Here is a 20,041-nt window from a genome sequence, read left to right as displayed (position 1 = left end):
AAAAATCGGCTCAAAATGCTCATTTACACTCCGTAAACTCCGCTTTTCGCCGATTTTTGCCTTGTCTTGCCTTCGCTCGCCGACTTTTCGTACAAACCCTACCGCGGAGGAGACAATGTCGAGCCATTCCAGTCGTTCGCTCTATCTGGCCGATCAGGTGCGCGAGATCGACCGGCGGGTGATCGCCGCCAGTGCGGAGCCGGGTGACGAGGCGGCGGGCTTCGCGCTGATGCGCCGGGCGGCCCGTGCCGCCTATGCCGAGCTGCGTCGTCGCTGGCCCGAGGCACGGCGACTGAGCGTGTTGTGTGGCGCCGGCAACAACGCCGGCGACGGTTACGTGATCGCCGCGCTCGCCGCCGGCGAGGGGCTGGCGGTGCAGTTGCTCGCGGTGCGCGAGCCCGAGGCGCTCAAGGGCGAAGCGGCGCTCGCCCACGAGACGGCGACGCTGGCCGGACTGCGCGCCGAACCCTGGCGCCCCGGCACACCGCTGAACGGCGATGTGGTGGTCGATGCCCTGCTCGGTACGGGGCTGGGTGGCGAGGTGCGCGAGCCCTACGCCGCGGCGATCGATGCCATCAACGACAGTGGTCGGCCGGTGCTGGCCGTCGACATCCCCTCGGGGCTGGCGGCGGACAGTGGGGCGGTCCTGGGCCGCGCGGTACAGGCCGATCTCACCGTCACCTTCATCGCCGACAAGCTCGGGCTGCATACCGGCCGGGCGCCGGATCACGTCGGCGAACTCATGTTCCGGGGGCTGGGCAGTCGGGCCGAGGCGATGCGCGACCTGCGGCCGGTGGCCGAGCTGCTCGAGGCGGCGATCGTCGGCGAGATGCTGCCGCCGCGCCCGCGCAGTAGCCACAAGGGCGATTTCGGCCACGTGCTGGTGCTCGGCGGCGCGCCCGGCTTCGGCGGGGCGGCGCTGCTCGCCAGCCAGACCGCCGCGCGCCTGGGCGCCGGCAAGGTCAGCCTGGCGACGGCGCCGGAGCATGTCAGCGCCAGTCTCACCCGCACCCCCGAGGTGATGGCGAGGGGCGTGCGCGGCGTGAGCGATGCCCGGGGCCTGATCGAGGCGGCCGACGTGATCGTCGTCGGGCCCGGGTTGGGCCAGGATGCCTGGGGGCAGGGGCTCTTCCAGGCGGCCCTGGAAGCCGGCAAGCCGCTGGTCGTGGATGCCGATGCGCTCAACCTGCTGGTCACGCACTGGCCCGAGGTCCGGCGCGACGACTGGATACTCACCCCGCACCCCGGCGAAGCGGGGCGCCTGCTGGGGCTGGGTGGCGCCGAGATCCAGGCCGACCGGCTCGCCGCGGTGCGCCAGTTGCAGGCGGCCCGTGGCGGAACGGTGCTGCTCAAGGGCGCCGGCAGCCTGGTCGCGGGGCCCGCCGGCATCGGCGTCTGCTCCTACGGTAATCCGGGCATGGCCAGCGGTGGCATGGGCGATGTGCTGTCGGGGCTGCTCGGGGCGCTCGTCGCCCAGGGGCTGTCACCGGAGACGGCGGCCCGGGTCGGCGTGGTCCTCCACGCCCGCGCCGCCGACCGGGCGGCGGACGAGCACGGCGAACGTGGCCTGCTGGCGGGCGATCTGGCATCCTATGCGCGAATCCTGGTGAATGGTTGAACCCCGACACGACAATGGATATCTCCCTGCCCGACGAATCCGCGCATGTCGCTTTCGGCGAAGCGTTGGGGCGTGCCCTGGCCGGGCGTGGCTGCGTCTATCTCGACGGTGAGCTGGGGGCCGGCAAGACCACCCTGGCGCGCGGCATCCTGCGCGCCTACGGCTACCAGGGCGCGGTGAAGAGCCCCACCTATACCCTGGTGGAGCCTTACGAGCTGGACGCGGCGCGGGTCCATCATTTCGATCTCTATCGGCTGGGCGATCCCGAGGAACTGGAGTTCATCGGCGCGCGCGACCTGCTCGACGGCGAGGCGCTGAATCTCGTCGAGTGGCCGAGCCGCGGCGAGGGGTTCCTGCCGCCGGCGGATCTGTACGTGGGGCTGCGCGTGGCCGCGGTCGGGCGTGAGGCGCATTTGCAGGCCGGGAGCCCGCTGGGCGAGACGGTGATCGCCCGTCTGTCGAGCGCCGACGTCGACAAGGATATCCGATAGTTCATGATTGGTTTGTTACGTTCAACGCGTCGCCGTCGCGGCGCCGGTACCGGGCGGCGGGCGATGGCGGCCCTGCTGGGTGTCGTCGCCGCGCTGGCCTGCGGGCTGGCCAGCGCCAACAGCGTCGACAATCTGCGCCTGTGGTCGGCGCCGGACCACGTGCGTCTGGTCTTCGACATGACCGATACCCCCAAGGCCAGCATCTTCACGCTGGACAACCCGCGACGTCTGGTGATCGATCTCAGCGATACCCGGCTCGATGCGAACACCGGCGACGTCGACCTGGCCGACAGCGCGATCGACGACATCCGTACCGGGGTGCGTCACGGTGACGACCTGCGCGTGGTACTCGACCTGAATCGTGCGGTCGAGCCCCACCATTTCGCGTTGCCGCCCAACGATCAGTACAGCCACCGACTGGTGGTCGACCTGGAGTACCCCGGCGAGAGTGCGGTCAGCGATCCGATCGATCCCATCGAGGCGATGATTCGCGAGCAGGAGATCGCCGCCGGCCTGGCCAAGGCCCAGGCCAAGGCGTCCGGCAAGGCCCAGCCGGCGACGGTCGATTCGCGTGAAAAGGCCAAGCCGCATCCCAAGCGCGACATCATCATCGCCGTGGATGCCGGCCACGGCGGCGAGGACCCCGGTGCCACCGGTGCCGACGGCACCCACGAGAAGGACATCACGCTGGCGATCGCCCGCAAGCTCAAGGCGATCATCGACAACACGCCCGGCTTCAAGGCGATATTGACCCGCGACGGCGACTATTATGTCGGCCTGCGCCAGCGAACCCTGCTGGCGCGGCAGCAGAAGGCGGACTTCTTCGTCTCGATCCATGCCGATGCCTTCAAGAGCCCGCGGCCCACCGGCAGCTCGGTGTTCGCGCTGTCGCAGAGCGGGGCGACCTCGGAAACCGGCAAGTGGCTGGCCGCCAAGGAGAACCGCTCGGACCTGATCGGCGGTGTCGACGGCAACCTGAACCTGGCCGACAAGGACGAGACCCTGCGCGGGGTGTTGCTGGACCTGACCATGACCGCCACGCTCAACGACTCGCTGGCCGCCGGCGGTCAGGTGCTGGATCAGCTCGACAAGATCAACAGCCTGCACAAGTCGCGGGTCGAGCAGGCCGGCTTCGTGGTGCTCAAGTCGCCGGACATTCCCTCGCTGCTGGTCGAGACCGGGTTCATCTCCAATCCGCGCGAGGAGCGCCGGCTCAAGGATCCCGGTTACCAGCGCAAGCTGGCACAGTCGATCTTCGCCGGGCTCGACGCGCACTTCCATCAGAACCCGCCGCCCAGCAGCCTGCTCGCCTGGCAGCGCGACCAGCAGCGTGCCCAGCAGGCCAACGAGTACCGCATCCAGCCGGGCGACACGCTCTCCGAGATCGCCTCGCGTCACCGGGTCTCGCTCAGCGCCCTGCGCCAGGCCAACGAGCTCGACGGCGACGTGATCCGCGTGGGCCAGGTGCTGAGGATTCCCAGTGGCTGACGGCACAGCGAGCGACATGACGATGACCTCATCACGACGCATCCAGATCCTCGCCCCCCGGCTGGCCAACCAGATCGCCGCCGGGGAGGTGGTCGAGCGCCCCTCGTCGGTGCTCAAGGAGCTGGTGGAAAATGCCATCGACGCCGGTAGCCGGCGTATCGAGATCGAGATCGAGGCGGGCGGGGCGCGCCTGATCAAGGTGCGTGACGACGGCAGCGGCATCGCCGAGGCCGACCTGCCGTTGGCGCTGTCACGCCACGCGACCAGCAAGATCGCCTCCCTCGAGGAACTCGAGGGCGTCGCCAGCCTGGGCTTTCGCGGCGAGGCGCTGGCCTCGATCAGTTCGGTGTCGCGGCTGGAACTGGTCTCCAATACCGTCGAGGATCCCACCGCCGGCTGGCGCGTGGTCGCCGAGGGTCGGCAGATGGAGCCGCGAGTGTCGCCGGCGCCGCATCCGCGGGGCACCTCGGTGACGGTCCGCGACCTGTTCTTCAACACCCCGGCGCGGCGCAAGTTCCTGCGCACCGAGAAGACCGAGTTCGGCCATCTCGAGGAGGCCTTTCGCCGGCTGGCGCTGTCGCGCTACGACATCGGCTGGGTGCTGCGCCACAATCAGAAGACCGTGCACCAGTTGCGTCCGGCCGGCGACGGGGTGGCCAGCGAGCGCCGCGTGAGCGGCTTGCTGGGCGACAAGTTCCTCGCCAATGCGCTGCACCTGGACATCGAGGCCTCCGGTCTGCGGCTGTGGGGCTGGGTGGGGCTGCCGACCCATTCGCGGGCCCAGGCCGATCAGCAGTACTTCTTCGTCAACGGCCGGGTGGTGCGCGACCGGCTGGTGGCGCACGCCATACGCCAGGCCTATCGCGACGTGCTGTTCCACGGCCGTCACCCGGTGTTCGTGCTCTATCTCGAGCTCGACCCCACGGTGGTCGACGTCAACGTCCATCCCACCAAGCATGAAGTGCGCTTTCGCGACGGCCGTCTGGTCCACGATTTCCTGTTTTCCAGCCTGCACCGGGCACTCGGTGAGGTGCGCCCCGACGCCAGCGGTCAGGCGCCGGTCTCGGTCGAGGAATCCAGCGCCGCGGCGCCGGCCACGACCCCGGCCGAGCCAGCCCCGTCCGAGACGCCCCGGCCCGCCTGGCAGCAGCAGCCGATGGCGCTGCGCGGTGGCGATCGCGACGGCGGCGCACCGCCGCGGGCCGCGTCGCCCGGCGCGGCGCGGGTGCGCGAATTCATGGCCGGGTATCACGCCCTGCACCCCGATCACGAGGCGCAGCTGCTGACCCCGCAGGCCGACCCCGCGGTGGGCGGTGCCGCCGCCGGCACCGCGCTCGACGAACGGCGTCAGGCTGCCGAGCGGCACCAGACGCTGCCCGAGGACGACCCCACCCAGGCGCCGCCGCTCGGCTATGCCATTGCCCAGTTGCACGGTGTCTACATCCTGTCGCAGACCGCCCGCGGGCTGGTGGTGGTCGACATGCACGCCGCCCACGAACGGATCACCTACGAGCGCATGAAGACCCAGGTCCATGGCGGCGCGCTCGACGCCCAGCCGCTGCTGGTGCCGGTCTCGCTGGCGGTGAGCGCCAACGCCGTGGAGACCGCCGAGCAGTGTCCCGAGGCCTTTCGGCGGCTGGGGGTCGAGCTCGACGTCGCCGGTCCGGAGACCTTGCTGGTTCGTCAGGTGCCGGCGCTGCTCGCCGATGCCGACGTCGAGCCGCTGGTCCGCGACATGCTCGGCGATCTCGAGCGTTACGGCCGCTCCGACCGCCTGGAGGCGCACATCAACGAACTGCTGTCGACCATGGCCTGCCATGGCAGCGTGCGGGCCAACCGCCGGTTGACCATCCCCGAGATGAACGCCCTGTTGCGCGACATGGAGCGCACCGAACGCAGCGGTCAGTGCAACCATGGCCGGCCCACCTGGACCGAGATGTCGATGCACGACCTCGACAAGCTGTTCATGCGGGGGCAGTGAACGACGCATGCGACAAGACGACGCACGCCCGACGGTGATCCTGCTGATGGGGCCCACCGCCTCGGGCAAGACCGACCTGGCGATGGCGCTGCACGAGCGGCTCGACGTCGAGTTGATCAGCGTCGACTCGGCGATGGTCTATCGCGGCATGGACATCGGCACCGCCAAGCCCTCGGCCGAGGAACTGGCCCGGGCGCCGCACCGGCTGATCGACATTCGCGACCCGGCCGAGCCCTATTCGGCGGCCGAGTTCCGCGACGACGCCCGCCGCGAGATCGACGAGATCCTCGCGGCGGGGCGCACGCCGCTGCTGGTGGGCGGGACCATGCTCTACTTTCGCAGCCTGATGGGCGGGGTGGCGCGGCTGCCCTCGGCCGACCCGGCCGTGCGCGCCGAGCTCGAGGCCTGGGCGGCCCGCGACGGGCTCGGCGCGCTGCACGACGAGCTCGCGAGGGTCGATCCCGAATCGGCGGCGCGCATCCATCGCAACGATCCGCAGCGCACGATGCGGGCCCTGGAGGTCCAGCGCCTGAGCGGGCGGCCGATGAGCGAACTGTGGCGCGAGCAGCCCGAGGAAACTCTGCCGTGGCGGGCGTTGTCCATAGGCCTGGCGCCCTTCGACCGTCGGGTATTGCACGCGCGGATCGCCGAGCGTTTCGCCATGATGCTCGAGGCCGGGTTCATCGACGAGGTGGCGGCGCTCCGGCGTCGCGCCGACCTGCATGCCGATCTTCCCGCGATGAAGAGTGTCGGCTATCGTCAGGTCTGGGAATACCTCGAGGGCCGCCACGACATGGCGAGTTTGCGCGACCGGGGCGTGGTGGCGACCCGTCAGTTGGCCAAGCGTCAGATCACCTGGCTGCGCGGCTGGCCGGCCCTGAACTGGATCGATTCCCGGGGCGACGATCCGCTTGCCGAGGCCTTGAAAATCGTGCGCCAATGCAGCACTTAGCGTAGTATGGAGGCTTGGGTCTGGCGGTGGCGGCGTGCCCGCGGCCAAGGCTCCTGCCCTGCGGGGCAAACCATTAAAATGACATCAACATTAGAGACAGTTAGGGAGAGCAAAATGTCCAAAGGGCAATCCCTCCAGGATCCGTACCTGAACATCCTGCGCAAGGAGCGCATTCCGGTGTCCATCTTCCTGGTCAACGGGATCAAGCTGCAGGGCCAGATCGAGTCCTTCGACCAGTTCGTGATTCTGCTTCGCAACACGGTCAGCCAGATGGTCTACAAGCATGCCATCTCCACGGTGGTGCCGTCGCGCAACGTGCGTCTGCCGGCCCAGGATCCCAATGCGGCCCAGGAAAGCTGATCGCGAGGCGCTGATTGTTTTTCGAACGTCCCGACGCCGGTGAAACGGCGGTACTCGTCCATGTCGACTTTCAGGACGACCAGGAGCGCGAGGATCCGGGTGAATTCCTGGAACTGGTGCGCTCCGCCGGGGCCGAGCCGGCGACCCTCATGCAGGGGAGCCGGCGGCGTCCCGATCCCCGCGCCTTCATCGGCAGCGGCAAGGTCGAAGAGCTGCGTGAGCTGCTCGCGATCCATCATGCCGAGCTGGTGATCTTCAATCATGCCCTGAGCCCCTCCCAGGAACGCAACCTCGAGCGCGCCCTGAAGTGCCGGGTGCTCGATCGCACCGGCCTGATCCTGGACATCTTCGCCCAGCGAGCCCGAACCCACGAGGGCAAGTTGCAGGTCGAGCTGGCTCAGCTGGAATACATGGCCACGCGCCTGGTGCGCGGTTGGACTCACCTCGAGCGTCAGAAGGGCGGCATCGGCCTGCGCGGGCCGGGCGAGACCCAGCTCGAGACCGACCGTCGTCTGCTGCGCGCGCGGATCAAGGCGATCCACAAGCGTCTCGACAAGGTGCGCAGCCAGCGCGAGCAGAACCGACGCGCCCGCTCGCGGGCCGAGATCCCCAGCGTTTCACTGGTCGGCTATACCAACGCCGGCAAGTCGACGCTGTTCAACACCCTGACGGCCTCGGACGTCTATGCCGCCGACCAGCTGTTCGCGACCCTGGATCCCACCCTGCGTCGTCTCGAGGTCGCCGATGTGGGGCCGGTGGTGATGGCCGATACCGTGGGTTTCATCCGTCATCTGCCCCACAAGCTGGTCGAGGCCTTCCAGGCCACCCTGCAGGAGGCCGCCGAGGCCTCGCTGCTGCTTCACGTGATCGATTGCGCCGACCCGGACCGCGAGCAGAACGTCGCCGAGGTCGAGGGCGTGCTGGCGGAGATCGGCGCCGACGAGGTGCCGTGTCTGCGGGTCATGAACAAGATCGACCTCCTCGACAGCGCGCCGCGTATCGAGCGCGACGGCCACGGCGTGCCCGAGGTGGTGTGGCTGTCGGCCCAGCAGAACCGGGGGCTGGATCTGCTCGCCCAGGCGCTCTCGGAGCGCCTTGCCGAGGATCTGATCGAACTGGACCTGACGCTGGCGCCTGAACAGGGTAGGCTACGGGCGGGGCTGCATGCGCTGGATGCGGTCCAGGACGAACGCTTCGACGAGCAGGGCCGGACTCTGCTGTCGATTCGTCTGCCCCGGCGCGAGTTCATGCAACTGCTCGCCCGTCAGGGCGAGAAAGCCGAGGATTACCTGCCACCGGAGGAACTCATGCCCCCGGCCTGGGCGGACGGTATCCGGGAATGAATCGATCGTGGACGCCCCCGACGGGGTGCCCCGGCAATCGACGCACATCGCAACATGCTTAGTGGAGACGACGTATGGCTTGGAACGAGCCAGGTGGGGGCGGCAACCAGCACGACCCTTGGAGCGGCGGCGGCCGACGTGGCGGCGGCGGCAATGGCGGTAACAACCAGGGGCCTCCCGATCTCGACGAGGCGCTGAAGAAGTTTCAGGACAAGCTCAACCGCATGCTCGGCGGCCGTGGCAAGCGCGGCGGCAGTGGCGGCAACGGCGGCGGTGGTGGCAAGCGCAGTACCTTCGCCTTGCCGGGGCTGCTGGCGGTGATCGCCCTGGCGATCTGGGCGGCGTCCGGCTTCTATCTGGTCGACCAGTCCGAGCGCGGCGTGGTGCTGCGATTCGGCAAGTTCCAGGACGTGGTCACTCCCGGCCTGCACTGGAATCCGCCGATCGTCGATGACGTGCGCATGGTCAACGTGACGCGGGTGCGTTCGATCTCCCAGACCAAGTCGATGCTCACCAAGGACGAGAACATCGTTCAGGTCGAGATTTCCGCGCAGTATCAGGTCGCCAATCCCCGCGATTACCTGCTCAACGTGCGTACCCCGGAGCTGTCGATCGAGAACGCCCTGGATTCGGCGCTGCGCCACGTGGTGGGCGGCACCGAGATGGACGACATCCTGACCTCGGGCCGTGAACTGCTGGCGGACACCGTGTCCACGCGTCTGCAGTCGTACCTCAACAACTACGGTATCGGCGTGCGCATCCAGGCGATCAACGTCGAGTCGACCTCGGCGCCCGACGCGGTACAGGACGCCTTCGACGACGTGATCAAGGCGCGCGAGGATCGCCAGCGCATGATCAACGACGCGATCGGCTATGCCAACGCCATCATCCCCGAGGCGCAGGGCCAGGCGCAGCGCATGATCGAGCAGGCCCAGGGCTATCGCGAGTCGGTGGTGGCCAAGGCGCAGGGGCAGACCAACCGCTTCAACTCGCTGCTCAGCGAATACAAGCAGGCGCCGCAGGTCATGCGCGATCGCATGTATCTCGACACCCTGTCCGAGGTGCTGAGCAAGACCAGCAAGGTGCTGGTGGATATCGACAAGGGCAGCCCGCTGATGGTGTTGCCGCTCGACAAGCTGGGGCTCCAGGGCGGCCAGTCCTCGAATGCCTCGAAGGATGTCGACGTCTCGCCGTCACTGATCGAACAGATGCGCAACAATGACGCCAGCCGTTCCTCCAGTAGCAGTTCGTCGTCCAGCAGCATCCGCAGGGAGGGTCGTTAATGATCAATAACCGTTCCCTGCTCATCGTCGCCGGCGTCGCCGTGGTCGCCTGGGTGGGCAGCAACAGCCTCTACATCGTCAACGAGACCGAGCGGGCCATCAAGCTGCGCTTCGGCGAGATCGTCGAGGCCAACATCCAGCCCGGCCTGCACTTCAAGGTGCCGATCACCAACACGGTGCGCACCTTCGATGCCCGCGTGCTGACCCTCGATACCGACACCAGCCGCTACCTGACGCTGGAGAAGAAGGCGGTCATCGTCGATTCCTACGTCAAGTGGAAGATCGTCGATCCGGCGCGTTACTACGAGGCGACCTCGGGCAACGAGCAGGCCGCCGAGCGCCTGATCTCGCCGCGGGTCGACGAGGCCCTGCGCAACCAGTTCGGCAAGCTCGAGCTGCAGGAGATCATCGCCGAGCGGCGCGACGAGCTGATGTCGGGGCCGACCCAGGAACTCGACAAGATCATGCGCAAGGAGCTCGGGGTGGCGATCCTCGACATCCGGATCAAGCGTATCGATCTGCCCGACGAGGTGACCCAGGCGGTCTACGAGCGGATGCGCACCGAGCGTCATCGCGAGGCCCGCGAGTATCGCGCCCAGGGGCAGGAGCAGGCCGAGAAGATCCGCGCCAACGCCGAGCGGCGCCGTCAGGTGCTGCTCGCCGAGGCGCAGTCGAAGTCCGAGACCCTGCGCGGGCAGGGCGATGGCGAGGCGGCCTCGATCTACGCCCAGGCCTATCAGCAGGATGCCGAGTTCTTCCGCTTCTATCGTAGCCTGGATGCCTACCGCAACAGCTTCGACGGCAAGGACGACCTGCTGGTGCTCGAGCCCGACAGCGACTTCTTCCGCTATCTCAACAGTCCCGCTCCGCAGCCCGCCGAGGGCGACGGATCCTGACCGGCGGGCGGCCTCCCGGGGTACACCCGGGGGGCAAACATGATAGAATCCGTTGACCGGGCGTCGCCCGGTTTTTTTGTGGCCATTCATCTCTGGCAGGACGGGCAAATGACCATCGCTGATCGCTGGCTGCTCCCTGACGGCATGGACGAAGTGCTTCCGCCGCAGGCGAGTCGCATGGAGGAGCTGCGCCGTGCGCTGCTCGACCTCTACCATCGCTGGGGCTATGACCTGGTGATGCCGCCACCGGTCGAATTCCTCGATTCCCTGCTCACCGGTACCGGCACCGACCTGGACCTGCAGACCTTCAAGCTCACCGATCAACTGACCGGGCGCATGATGGGTGCCAGCGCCGACGTGACCCCGCAGGTGGCGCGCATGGACGCCCACTCCCTCAAGCGGCGCGGGCCGGCGCGATTGTGCTACTGCAGCCACGTGCTGCGGGCCAAGGCCGATCCGCACCAGGGGGGACGCAGCCCGGTGCAGGTCGGCGTCGAGCTGTTCGGCCATCCCGGGCTGGAGGCCGACCTCGAGATCCTGCGTCTGGCGCTGGACAGCCTGGTGACCGCCGGGGCCGGCGAGATTCACCTGGCGCTGGGCCATATCGGCATCTATCGGGCCCTGGTGCAGGCCGCCGACCTGTCGCGGGACGCCGAAGCCAGCCTGTTCGAAGCCATCGAGCGAAAGTCGCCGGCCGAGACCGACGCGCTGGTCGGCGCCCATATCGACGACAGCGGGATTGCCCGGATGGTGCGCGCCCTGCCACAGTTGCACGGTGGCCTCGAGGTCCTCGACGAGGCGCGGCAGGTCTTCGCCGAGGCACCGGCCGCGGTGAGCGACGCCCTCGACCAGCTCGAGGCGCTGTGCCGGGGCGTGGCCGGGGGGCACGACGATGTCACGCTGTACCTGGACCTGGCCGACCTGCGCGGCTACCAGTATCACACCGGGATGATGTTTGCCGCCTACGTGCCCGGTTATGGTCAGGCACTGGCCAAGGGCGGGCGCTACGACGATACCGGCCGCGCCTTCGGTCGCGCCCGTCCGGCCACCGGCTTCTCGATGGACCTCAAGCTGCTGGCCACCCTGGTTCAGCAGCAGCCGACCTGCGACGGGATCTGGGCACCCGCCCTGGAAGTCGGCGAGACCCAGGCCGCGGCGCGACTCAACGAGGTGGCCGGTCGCCTGCGTGCTGCCGGCGAGCGCGTGGTGCAGGCCCTGCCGGGACAACAGACCGGCCCGGCCGAGCACCGCTGCAACCGCCGCCTGGTGCGCATGGGGGACGACTGGCAGGTGTCCCCGCTGGAGTGACGACGACCGGGGACGGTGTTGCCTCTCCACGGTCAGCGGATTCTTCGATCACAGAGACGAGAGTAATGGGCAAGAACGTAGTCGTACTGGGCACCCAATGGGGTGACGAAGGCAAGGGCAAGGTCGTCGACCTGCTCACCGAATCGGCGTCCGCCGTGGTGCGCTTCCAGGGCGGTCACAACGCCGGCCACACCCTGGTCATCGATGGCGAGAAGACCGTCCTGCACCTGATCCCCTCGGGGATCCTGCGCGAGGACAAGACCTGCGTGATCGGCAACGGCGTGGTGCTGTCCCCCGAAGCGCTGATCAGCGAGATTCGCGAACTGGAGGCCAAGGGCGTGCCGGTTCGTCGGCGTCTGCGCCTGTCGCCCGCCTGTCCGCTGATCCTGCCGTACCACGTGCGTCTCGACCAGGCCCGCGAGAAGGCTCGCGGCGTGGCCAAGATCGGCACCACCGGGCGCGGCATCGGCCCTGCCTACGAGGACAAGGTCGCGCGTCGCGGACTGCGCCTGGGCGACCTGCTGCACCGCGAGCGCTTCGCCTCCAAGCTGGGCGAGGTGCTGGACTATCACAACTTCGTCCTGCAGCACTACCACGGCGAGGCGCCGGTGGACTTCCAGCAGATCCTCGACGAGGCCATGACCATGGCCGAGGAACTGCGGCCGATGGTCTGCGATGCGGTGAGCCTGGTCCACGAGATCCGCAAGGCCGGCGAGAACATCCTCTTCGAGGGCGCCCAGGGCTCGCTGCTCGACATCGACCACGGCACCTATCCGTTCGTCACCAGTTCCAACACCACGGCGGGTGGCACGGCGACCGGTTCCGGGGTTGGGCCCTTGTACCTCGACTACGTGCTGGGGATCACCAAGGCCTACACCACTCGCGTCGGTTCGGGTCCGTTCCCCACCGAGCTGTTCGACGAGTTCGGCCGTCACCTGGCCGAGAAGGGCCACGAGTTCGGTGCGACCACCGGCCGCCCCCGGCGTTGCGGCTGGTTCGATACGGTGGCGCTGCGCCATGCGGTGCAGATCAACTCGGTCTCGGGGATCTGCCTGACCAAGCTCGACGTGCTCGACGGCCTGGAAAACATCCGCGTCTGCGTCGGCTATCGCAGCAAGGATGGCGAGCGGCTCGATACCCCGGTGGATTCCGAAGGCTACGAGGCGGTCGAGCCGATCTACCAGGACCTGCCGGGCTGGAGCGAGTCGACGCTGGGGATCAAGCGCGTCGAGGACCTGCCGGCCAACGCGCGTGCCTACATCAGCTTCCTGGAGGAGCAGACCGGCACCCCCATCGACATCATCTCCACCGGCCCGGACCGCAACGAGACCATCGTGCTGCGCAACCCGTTCGACTGAACCGCGTCGCTCGCGTCCGCCGAGTCACGAACCCGCCATCCTGCGATGGCGGGTCTTTTCGTTGCAGGGGATAGCTGCGCCGGGTCAGTCGCTGCCTGCCGGGCTGCGCCGAGAACGCAGCAGGCTGGCCACGGTGGTGGCCAGCAGGGTGGCGCCAGAAGGGAAACGGGCAAGCGGTCAGTCGTACCGCGACCCTTGCCCTGGTCAGGTCAACGGGTACCGGTGCTGCTGGCCGCTTCGGCGGCACTCTCGTTGGCGAGCAACTGGCGCATGGTCTTCAAGCCGAGATTGCCCCCCGAGTCGAGGGTACTGTCGAGCCAGACGATGGCCTGTTCCTGACTGACGTTTTCGAGCCCGTTGGCCCGCAGATAGGCCTTGGCCAGGGCCAGTCGCGCCGTCGGATGACCCTTTTCGGCGGCCTCGTAGAGATACTCGGCGCCCTTGGATCGATTCATGGGCAGCAGGTCGCCGCGCAGGTACTCGCGGCCCAGCGTGGCCATCGAGCCGGCGTGGCCCTTTTCCGCCGCATCGGCCAGCAACTGCTTGCCCCGGTTCACGTCCTGGGTGACGCCGAAGTCGCCATACAGCAGTGTCCGGCCCAGATACTGCTGGGCGGTCAAGTCGCCTTGGTCGATCGCCTTGTTCAACCACTGCCGGGCCTTTTCCGCGTTCTGAGTGACTCCGACCCCTTCCATGTAGTCCTTGCCGAGCAGTTGTTCGGCATAGGCGTTGCCGCTTCGCGCTGCCGAGCCGAGATACTTTTCGCCGGCCTCGACATCCCGTTGCACGCCGGTGCCGGCGAGATAGGCCTGACCCAGGGTGATTCGCGCGGAGGTCACGCCGTGTGCGGCGGCACGCTTCAGCAGGCGGACCCCTTTCTCGGGATCGGCCGGCACGCCCTGACCTTTCAGATAGATCTCGCCGAGCGTGGCGCCGGCGCTGTCGTGGCCGCCGGCGACGGCTCTTTCCAGGTAGTCGATCCCTTTCTGCCGGTTGCGCGCGACGCCCTGGCCCTGCAGGTACATGTCGCCCAGCGTGGCCAGGGCCCCGGCGTTGCCGTTGCGTGCCGCGCGGTTCAGCCAGGTTCTCGCCAGCTTGCCGTTGGCCTGCACTCCCCGGCCATTCAGGTAGGCGCGGCCCAGATCGACCATGGCCGGGGTATCGCCCATCTCCGCCGCCTTGCGAAGCGCGCTGATATCGCCCCGACGCCCGGCTTCACGATACGTGCGTGCCAGCGCTTCGGTCGCGGAAGGATGGCCGCTCTCCCGAGCCTTCCGGAGCCAGTATTCCGATTTCTGGAAATTCCGGGATACCCCCCGGCCTTCACGATAGGCGCGGCCCAGCACGACCATGGCGTAACCGTCGCCTTTGTCAGCCGCTTGCTCGAGCATGCTGACGGCGTCGGCAGGGTTGCCGTGATTGAGCTTGCCGTTCAGGTAGGCGTCGGCCAGCTCGGTCGCCGCGGTCATGTCACCCTGATCCGTGGCCTGGCGAAGCCATTTTTCCGCCTGATCGGGGTTGAAGGGCAGCACCTGGCCCTCGAGATAGGCTTCGCCGAGTTTCCGGGCCGCCGTCGTCTGCCCTTGATTGGCGGCTTCCTCGAGGAGGCGTTGCGCGCGAGTGGGGTCGGCGGTCACGCCGGAGCCGGTGAGGTAGGCTTCACCCAGTTGCTGCGTGGCGTACGCGTGGCCCGCCTGATGGCCTTTCTCGAGGTAGTGCACGGCACGCTCGGGTTGAGCCCGGACGCCGTCGCCTTCCATGTAGACCCGGCCTAGTGCCGCATAGGCCAGGGGATCGCCTGCGTCGGCGGCCTTTTCCAACAGGGTGATGCCGCGCTGGGTCGACTGAGGCAAGGTGTCTCCGCTCAGATAGGCGCGTCCCAGCGTGACGGCGGCATTGACCGATCCTTCCTGAGCGGCGGTCTCCAGCCAGTGGCGTGCCTTTTCGGGATTGCTGCTGACGCCGTAGTCGCCCAGATAGGCCTTGCCGAGCTTGGTCATCGCTTCGACATCGCCGCCCTCGGCGGCCTTGTGCAGCATGCTCAGACCGCGTTGCTGACGGTCGGTCTCGAGCATCATCTCGCCGGCTTCGCCGAGCGCATCGGGTTGCCCCGAATCGGCGGCCTTCAGCAGCCAGTTTTCGTGCTTTTCGGGTTGCGGCCCCAGCAGGCCATCTTCAGCGTAGAGCCGGGCCAATTGAACCATCGCCCCGCTATCACCCGCTTTGGCCTCGACGCGTAACGTATCCGCGTATTGTTGCGCGTATTGCCTGGCCCGTTCGGGATCGGTCTCCAGCCAGCCTCCCGGGGCATGCGCGGCGGCGAGCGCCTTCAGGGCATGGCTGCTGCCTTCCCGGGCAGCGGTTTCGTAGAGTTGCCTGGCGCGCTGCGGATCCGGCTCGGTACCGACGCCTTCGACGAGCATGTCGGCCAGGTCGTTTCTGGCGCTGTTCATGTCGCCGTTCTCGACGGCCTGCTGGAACAGGAAATACGCCAGCACCGGATTGCGCTCGACACCCTCGCCGTCGCGATAGAGGCGACCCAGTCTCGCCGACGCATTGTCGAGGACGGAAGAGGGGTCGTGCAGCGCCTTGGCATAGAGCGTTGCGGCACGGCCGGGGTCGCGGGGGACTTGTTCGCCATCGTCATAGAGCTTGCCGAGTTCGTAATAGGCCGGCTCGAACCCTTCGCGGGCCAGGGCCTGCAGGCTGCTGATGCCCTTTTCCGTCTTGCCGCTTTCCAGCGCCTGACGGGCGAAGTCCATGCGGTTCCATGTCAGGTTGTCGGCCTGGACCGGCGTGCCGCCATCGAACCAGTCGTGATATTGCGCGGGAAGTGTCGATTCGACCGCGCTCATGTGTTGACTCTGACCGACCGCGCAGCCACCCAGCCAGGCCAGGCCAAACGCCAGCGCCAGCGGCGTCACGCCGGCCCTCAGCAGCCGGCGGTCGGATGGAAGAGTGGGGGTGAGATATTTCATGCTTGCCTCCCTGGCCTTGAAAGCTCGTTTCCTGGGCCCGTCATTCAGTTGCGTTCGGGAATCGCTATGTCGGCTCTTTCCTGCTTTTCCTGGGATTCTTCGTATCGGGCGCGTTGCTGCTTGCCCGGTGGCATGAAGTACAGGGTGATATAGCCACCGGCGCCGCGGTTGTAGACGGGGCGATATTGCTCGAGGAATTTTTCCAGATCCGGCTGCTGGAAATGGGTCAGGTAGATTTCCATCCAGGTGAAATACTGGTCGTACTTCATGAAGCCCTGATACTGCTCGTGAGGCGCATAATCCTTGAGCTGTGACGGGTCTTCGATGATAGCCATGAGATAGTTGACCGCGTCTCTGATGGAGTGCCCGTTGACTTCCAGGTTGAAGACGTCATAACCCTGACGGGAAATGATCTGCATGTTGGTGATGAGATACAGGAGCGCGTAATTCTGGTAGTGCGTAGCACGCCGCCCCCTGGAAAGTTCCAGTGGGAACCCGCCTTCCGGCGTCATGTCGTTCAAGGCCGAGTAGATCGCGCTGACGCCGAACTGGAAGAGCTCGTCGTCATCGGTCAGGATGCCGATCATGGAGGCATACAGCGCCCGGCGATAGAAGTGGTTGTTGCAGCAACTGCCCTTGAGACCGCCCTGGATGGCGGAGTGGCGCTTGGCCAGGCGATTCAACCAGGCGTCGATATTTTTCTTCTCCTCCTCCATGCCCTCGATCCTCGGCCGCACGATGGAGTAGGCCATGGCGGCACCGAACATCATCGACTCCGTGGAGTACCAGGCCTGGCGGTCATCCAGGGAATAATAGAATTTCCACAGGGCATTGGCTTCTGCCCATTTGTTCAGGTAATTGATCAGGCATTCACCATAGTAATTGTCCTGTGTGGCCACGTAGGCGCCCGCAAGCTGGCTGACATCCTCCGAGAAGTCGAACATCGGCTGCGAGGCCTCACGCCAGGCCTTGGGGCTGGGATAATAACCCGGGATCCGGATGCGATTGTCCAGCGGAGGCTTGGACAGCATGGATTTGCAGCTTTCGGTCATCTGAAGATGATCCATGCGCTCGAGCAGCATCGAATTGTCCGTGTTCTCGAGCGTTTTCATGCGAGCATCGACATCGAAAAAGGAGGCGTTCGGATCCGTCACCGTGTATTTCGAGAAATCGATGTTCTGTCGTTCCTCATAGCTGTAAGCCATGGCCTGCTGACAAGCCATGGCGGCCAGTACCAAGAGGAAGAGCGTATGCAACCAATGCCGGTTGCCTGTCTTCCTTGTCGGACAAGGTTTTTCGAAAATCATTCTTTCATCCCTGAATCGAAATACGATGGAGGCGGCAAGGCTCGATCAGCTTTGGGGAATATAAATGTTGAAGTCGCCGAAATCCGCATGCTGGTCTTTCGGTGTTCGCCAGTCCTTGCCATGGCCGCCAAAGAACGTCGAGAACATGACGCCATCGATGGTGACGGCCGGTGTCGTCCGATAGACGATGCCGTGCTGTTCGAGCATCGGCTTGCCGTCGATCCAGACTCTGGCGATGCCGTTCTGCTTGTCGGGATCGTTGAGGATGATTTCCTGCTCTATCGTGGTCCACTGGCCGGTGGGAAAGATCCACTTCCCGCGTCCCACGGACTCGCCGTAGTCGCTGTCCTTGTTGACGACATATTCGTAGAGTTCGCCCTGACCCTGCTTGCGCCACATGAAGCGCATGGAAAAGCCATTCTTGCCGGTGACGGCGTCGCCGCCGCTGGGGGCGTCGCCCCCGTACAGGCCCGGCAGCTTGCCGCCCTTGACGAAATCGAAGCCCGGTTCGAAGCGAACGCGATAGGTCAGGCAGGCACGTTCGCTGCCTTCCAGGGCCTTGAACCTGGCGTAGAAGCCCGCCCCGCCTTCTTCGGTGTCGCTGGGCGCGGAGGTCCCCTTCGGATAGGCGACCCGAATGGCGGGCTCCTGCAGGCCGCTTTCGGCTTTCGACAACAGCGTCACGTTCTTGTCGATGCCCCAATGCTTGTCGGCCGTGAACTGCTCTTCGATATCCTTTTCCATGGATCGGGCCGCGGGCCTGGGCGTGGGAGACGCGATCAGCGTATAGCGCTCGGAACATTCCGCGACACGGGGCACGGATAAGCCGTCATCGGCCTTGCTGTCCGCGATCGCCAGTGTCGAAAAGCCGCCGAGCAGGCCTGACAGACCCAGGGAGACGACCAGCGGTGCCATCAAGGATCGCCGACGTGAACGAGCACCGCCTGGAGATGATGCACGGGCGGAAAGAGGGGAGTTGGCCTTAAGCATGTCTGCAGACTCCTCGCGTTGGAAAACGCTTCGGGTTGCTTTCTTCATCGGGTATCGAGCAGAAGCGACCCGTGAAGATTCCTTGTCTTCACGGGTCGATCAGCCCGGGCGTCGATGCTCTCAATCGACCTGTGCGGTGGCTTTGTTCAGAGCCGTGTCGAACCATTGTTCGACTTGCTGGGCGGCGGCTCTGGCACCCTGCCAGACCCATTCGGCGGTATTGTCGATGAACGGGACCTCGGAAAAGCGGACATCGACGGGCTTGCCGACATCGCTGGCCGAGAGCGGTTCTTCGGGGACCAGCAGAACGCTCGCCACGTTCTGTTGCTGGCGTACCCACTCGGGGAAGCCGGCGCGCGGCTGGCGCTCCACGTCGAGGGCCACGGAGCGCACGCGGGCGGGGATGGGTTCCGAGGCGTTGGGCAGGGCGATATAGGCCTTCTGATGGGGCTGGATGTCGCCGATCTGACTCATGTGGACCAGGGCCTCGACCATGATGTCGTTGTTGCCGGTACGCACCAGCGTCATGATCCGGTCGCCCTTGTTGATGAAGGTCTCGCCGCTGCTGCCCAGCGCCCAGGCCACGACACAGTTGCAGGGGCTGTAGAGAACGTTGGCCGCGGAGCGTGTCTGCAGGGCATCGACGCGCGACTGCTCGTAGTCGCGCGCCTGGACGAACTGCTTGATACGTATCTTGGCGACCTCGGGGGAGACCGTCTCGAAGCTGGGCGGGCGACCGTTGGACGGGGTCGTCGACTGAGCCATGCTGATCTGCTGGCTGCCCGCGTCGTCGATCCGTTCGCGCATGTTCTCGATGAGACGCGAGTTGTAGTTGTGCGCCGCCTTGGCCTGGATCAGCTCCGACTGCAGGTCGCTATTGATGACCTTGGCCAGACGTTCATCGCGCTGCACCTTGTCGCCGGGCTGCAGCGAGTGTTCGCTGAGCTGCCCGGCCCCGGGGGCCAGGACATCGATACGCGGGGCCGTCACCGCGGCGAAATCCGGTTCGATGAGCATGAAGTTGCGATAGGCCGTGGCGGCGGCGACGGCCACCAGGGTGACGGCGGCAAGCAGCAGGGCCGCGTAGCGTCCCCAGGGCTTGCGCGACTTGGTCTTCGCCTGGGTCGGGGTCGCCGTCTTGCGCTTGCGCGGTGTCTGCGGGTCCTCGCTGTCGACCAGGTTCTCCACCGAGGCATGGTTGCCGCTGAGATAGGCGCGAATCACCCGCCGCAGCAATTCGCGATGACGCCGCTCGATGCGGGTGATCTCGAAAGCGACTTCATGTTGCTTGCTGCCTTTTTCACCATGCTCGCGCAGCACCTTGGCATCCACCGGGACGATCAACTCGGCGGCGCCGGCGACCAGCAGCAGCGAGACCGACATCACCTGGTCGGCCTGCATCGGCGTGTCGCTGTAGACCGAGAACCCGCCCAGTGACAGATCGTGACCCGTCAGGGTACTGCCATCCGCGAAGCGCGCCTCGAAGGGAACGTCGACACGGACGTGCCGGCGTTCGTCGCGGCGCTCGTGGTTGAGTTGTTCGCTGGTGTCGCGCTTCGCCTCGCCATCGCTCGATGCGCCTGTCGCCGAACTCGGCTTCTTTCCCGTCGGGCCCTCGAGTGTGGGCTCGGTACGGCCTGGGTTGCGCGGGTTATCGTCGCTCATGTTGGGGTCCTCCCTGTCCTTTG

15 protein-coding genes are annotated in these 20,041 nt (G+C 66.5%); 11 read left to right on the top strand and 4 right to left on the bottom strand.

Going from position 1 to position 20,041, the window contains the following annotated elements; translation table 11 throughout:
* The first annotated feature begins 115 nt into the window (after window positions 1-115).
* From D0901_RS14935 to D0901_RS14885, 11 genes are all read left to right on the top strand, one after another.
* Entirely contained in the window at window positions 116-1,618 is a 1,503-nt protein-coding gene (locus tag D0901_RS14935; RefSeq protein ID WP_129141103.1) for an NAD(P)H-hydrate dehydratase, read from the top strand.
* Window positions 1,619-1,632: 14 nt separating this feature from the next.
* Complete coding sequence (tsaE, locus tag D0901_RS14930) at window positions 1,633-2,109, top strand: tRNA (adenosine(37)-N6)-threonylcarbamoyltransferase complex ATPase subunit type 1 TsaE (protein WP_129141102.1); 477 nt, start codon at window positions 1,633-1,635, stop codon at window positions 2,107-2,109.
* 63 nt (window positions 2,110-2,172) lie between these two features.
* On the top strand, window positions 2,173-3,597 hold the full coding sequence (locus D0901_RS14925) for an N-acetylmuramoyl-L-alanine amidase (RefSeq protein WP_129141133.1): 1,425 nt from the start codon (window positions 2,173-2,175) through the stop codon (window positions 3,595-3,597).
* 22 nt (window positions 3,598-3,619) lie between these two features.
* Window positions 3,620-5,578: a DNA mismatch repair endonuclease MutL gene (gene mutL, locus D0901_RS14920; protein WP_129141132.1), complete on the top strand. Its 1,959-nt coding sequence runs from the start codon at window positions 3,620-3,622 to the stop codon at window positions 5,576-5,578.
* A gap of 7 nt (window positions 5,579-5,585) precedes the next feature.
* Complete coding sequence (gene miaA / locus D0901_RS14915) at window positions 5,586-6,530, top strand: tRNA (adenosine(37)-N6)-dimethylallyltransferase MiaA (RefSeq protein ID WP_129141101.1); 945 nt, start codon at window positions 5,586-5,588, stop codon at window positions 6,528-6,530.
* Window positions 6,531-6,644: 114 nt separating this feature from the next.
* Window positions 6,645-6,890, top strand: coding sequence for an RNA chaperone Hfq (gene hfq / locus D0901_RS14910; RefSeq protein ID WP_129141100.1), 246 nt, complete (start codon window positions 6,645-6,647; stop codon window positions 6,888-6,890).
* A 14-nt stretch (window positions 6,891-6,904) separates the two neighbouring features.
* Window positions 6,905-8,233 carry a ribosome rescue GTPase HflX gene (hflX, locus tag D0901_RS14905; protein WP_129141099.1) on the top strand — a complete coding sequence of 443 codons (1,329 nt, stop codon included), beginning with the start codon at window positions 6,905-6,907 and terminating at the stop codon, window positions 8,231-8,233.
* Between the two features lie 74 nt (window positions 8,234-8,307).
* Window positions 8,308-9,516, top strand: a complete 1,209-nt coding sequence (hflK, locus tag D0901_RS14900) for an FtsH protease activity modulator HflK (RefSeq protein WP_129141098.1) — start codon at window positions 8,308-8,310, stop codon at window positions 9,514-9,516.
* Window positions 9,516-10,412, top strand: a complete 897-nt coding sequence (gene hflC, locus D0901_RS14895) for a protease modulator HflC (RefSeq protein ID WP_129141097.1) — start codon at window positions 9,516-9,518, stop codon at window positions 10,410-10,412. Before hflK ends, hflC begins: the two co-directional genes overlap by 1 nt.
* Window positions 10,413-10,520: 108 nt before the next feature.
* Window positions 10,521-11,720: an ATP phosphoribosyltransferase regulatory subunit gene (locus D0901_RS14890; protein WP_129141096.1), complete on the top strand. Its 1,200-nt coding sequence runs from the start codon at window positions 10,521-10,523 to the stop codon at window positions 11,718-11,720.
* 65 nt (window positions 11,721-11,785) lie between these two features.
* A complete protein-coding gene (locus D0901_RS14885; RefSeq protein ID WP_129141095.1) occupies window positions 11,786-13,078 on the top strand; it encodes an adenylosuccinate synthase in 1,293 nt (430 codons plus the stop codon).
* 209 nt (window positions 13,079-13,287) lie between these two features.
* Here the strand turns inward: D0901_RS14885 and D0901_RS14880 are convergent, their stop codons facing one another.
* The 4 genes from D0901_RS14880 to D0901_RS14865 form a co-directional block, all read right to left on the bottom strand.
* Entirely contained in the window at window positions 13,288-16,056 is a 2,769-nt protein-coding gene (locus D0901_RS14880) for an SEL1-like repeat protein (protein ID WP_129141094.1), read from the bottom strand.
* Between the two features lie 44 nt (window positions 16,057-16,100).
* Window positions 16,101-17,363 carry an alginate lyase family protein gene (locus tag D0901_RS14875; protein WP_233440441.1) on the bottom strand — a complete coding sequence of 421 codons (1,263 nt, stop codon included), beginning with the start codon at window positions 17,361-17,363 and terminating at the stop codon, window positions 16,101-16,103.
* Between the two features lie 45 nt (window positions 17,364-17,408).
* Window positions 17,409-18,278 (bottom strand): polysaccharide lyase, encoded by an 870-nt coding sequence (locus D0901_RS14870; protein WP_129141093.1) that lies wholly within the window; start codon window positions 18,276-18,278, stop codon window positions 17,409-17,411.
* A gap of 195 nt (window positions 18,279-18,473) precedes the next feature.
* Window positions 18,474-20,018 (bottom strand): alginate biosynthesis protein Alg44, encoded by a 1,545-nt coding sequence (locus D0901_RS14865; RefSeq protein WP_129141092.1) that lies wholly within the window; start codon window positions 20,016-20,018, stop codon window positions 18,474-18,476.
* Window positions 20,019-20,041: the final 23 nt, after the last annotated feature.

It is taken from the genome of Modicisalibacter coralii (assembly GCF_004117855.1).
GTDB classification, from domain to species: domain Bacteria; phylum Pseudomonadota; class Gammaproteobacteria; order Pseudomonadales; family Halomonadaceae; genus Modicisalibacter; species Modicisalibacter coralii.
The sequence above is the reverse complement of the archived record's forward strand: the minus strand, read 5'-3'. Positions and strand labels throughout refer to the sequence as shown.

Coding starts and splice junctions, on each gene's coding strand:
- D0901_RS14935 (WP_129141103.1), top strand. CDS start 116: ATGTCGAGCCATTCCAGTCGTTCGCTCTATCTGGCCGATCAGGTGCGC.
- tsaE (WP_129141102.1), top strand. CDS start 1,633: ATGGATATCTCCCTGCCCGACGAATCCGCGCATGTCGCTTTCGGCGAA.
- D0901_RS14925 (WP_129141133.1), top strand. CDS start 2,173: ATGGCGGCCCTGCTGGGTGTCGTCGCCGCGCTGGCCTGCGGGCTGGCC.
- mutL (WP_129141132.1), top strand. CDS start 3,620: ATGACCTCATCACGACGCATCCAGATCCTCGCCCCCCGGCTGGCCAAC.
- miaA (WP_129141101.1), top strand. CDS start 5,586: ATGCGACAAGACGACGCACGCCCGACGGTGATCCTGCTGATGGGGCCC.
- hfq (WP_129141100.1), top strand. CDS start 6,645: ATGTCCAAAGGGCAATCCCTCCAGGATCCGTACCTGAACATCCTGCGC.
- hflK (WP_129141098.1), top strand. CDS start 8,308: ATGGCTTGGAACGAGCCAGGTGGGGGCGGCAACCAGCACGACCCTTGG.
- hflC (WP_129141097.1), top strand. CDS start 9,516: ATGATCAATAACCGTTCCCTGCTCATCGTCGCCGGCGTCGCCGTGGTC.
- D0901_RS14890 (WP_129141096.1), top strand. CDS start 10,521: ATGACCATCGCTGATCGCTGGCTGCTCCCTGACGGCATGGACGAAGTG.
- D0901_RS14885 (WP_129141095.1), top strand. CDS start 11,786: ATGGGCAAGAACGTAGTCGTACTGGGCACCCAATGGGGTGACGAAGGC.
- D0901_RS14880 (WP_129141094.1), bottom strand. CDS start 16,056: ATGAAATATCTCACCCCCACTCTTCCATCCGACCGCCGGCTGCTGAGG.
- D0901_RS14875 (WP_233440441.1), bottom strand. CDS start 17,363: ATGATTTTCGAAAAACCTTGTCCGACAAGGAAGACAGGCAACCGGCAT.
- D0901_RS14870 (WP_129141093.1), bottom strand. CDS start 18,278: ATGGCACCGCTGGTCGTCTCCCTGGGTCTGTCAGGCCTGCTCGGCGGC.
- D0901_RS14865 (WP_129141092.1), bottom strand. CDS start 20,018: ATGAGCGACGATAACCCGCGCAACCCAGGCCGTACCGAGCCCACACTC.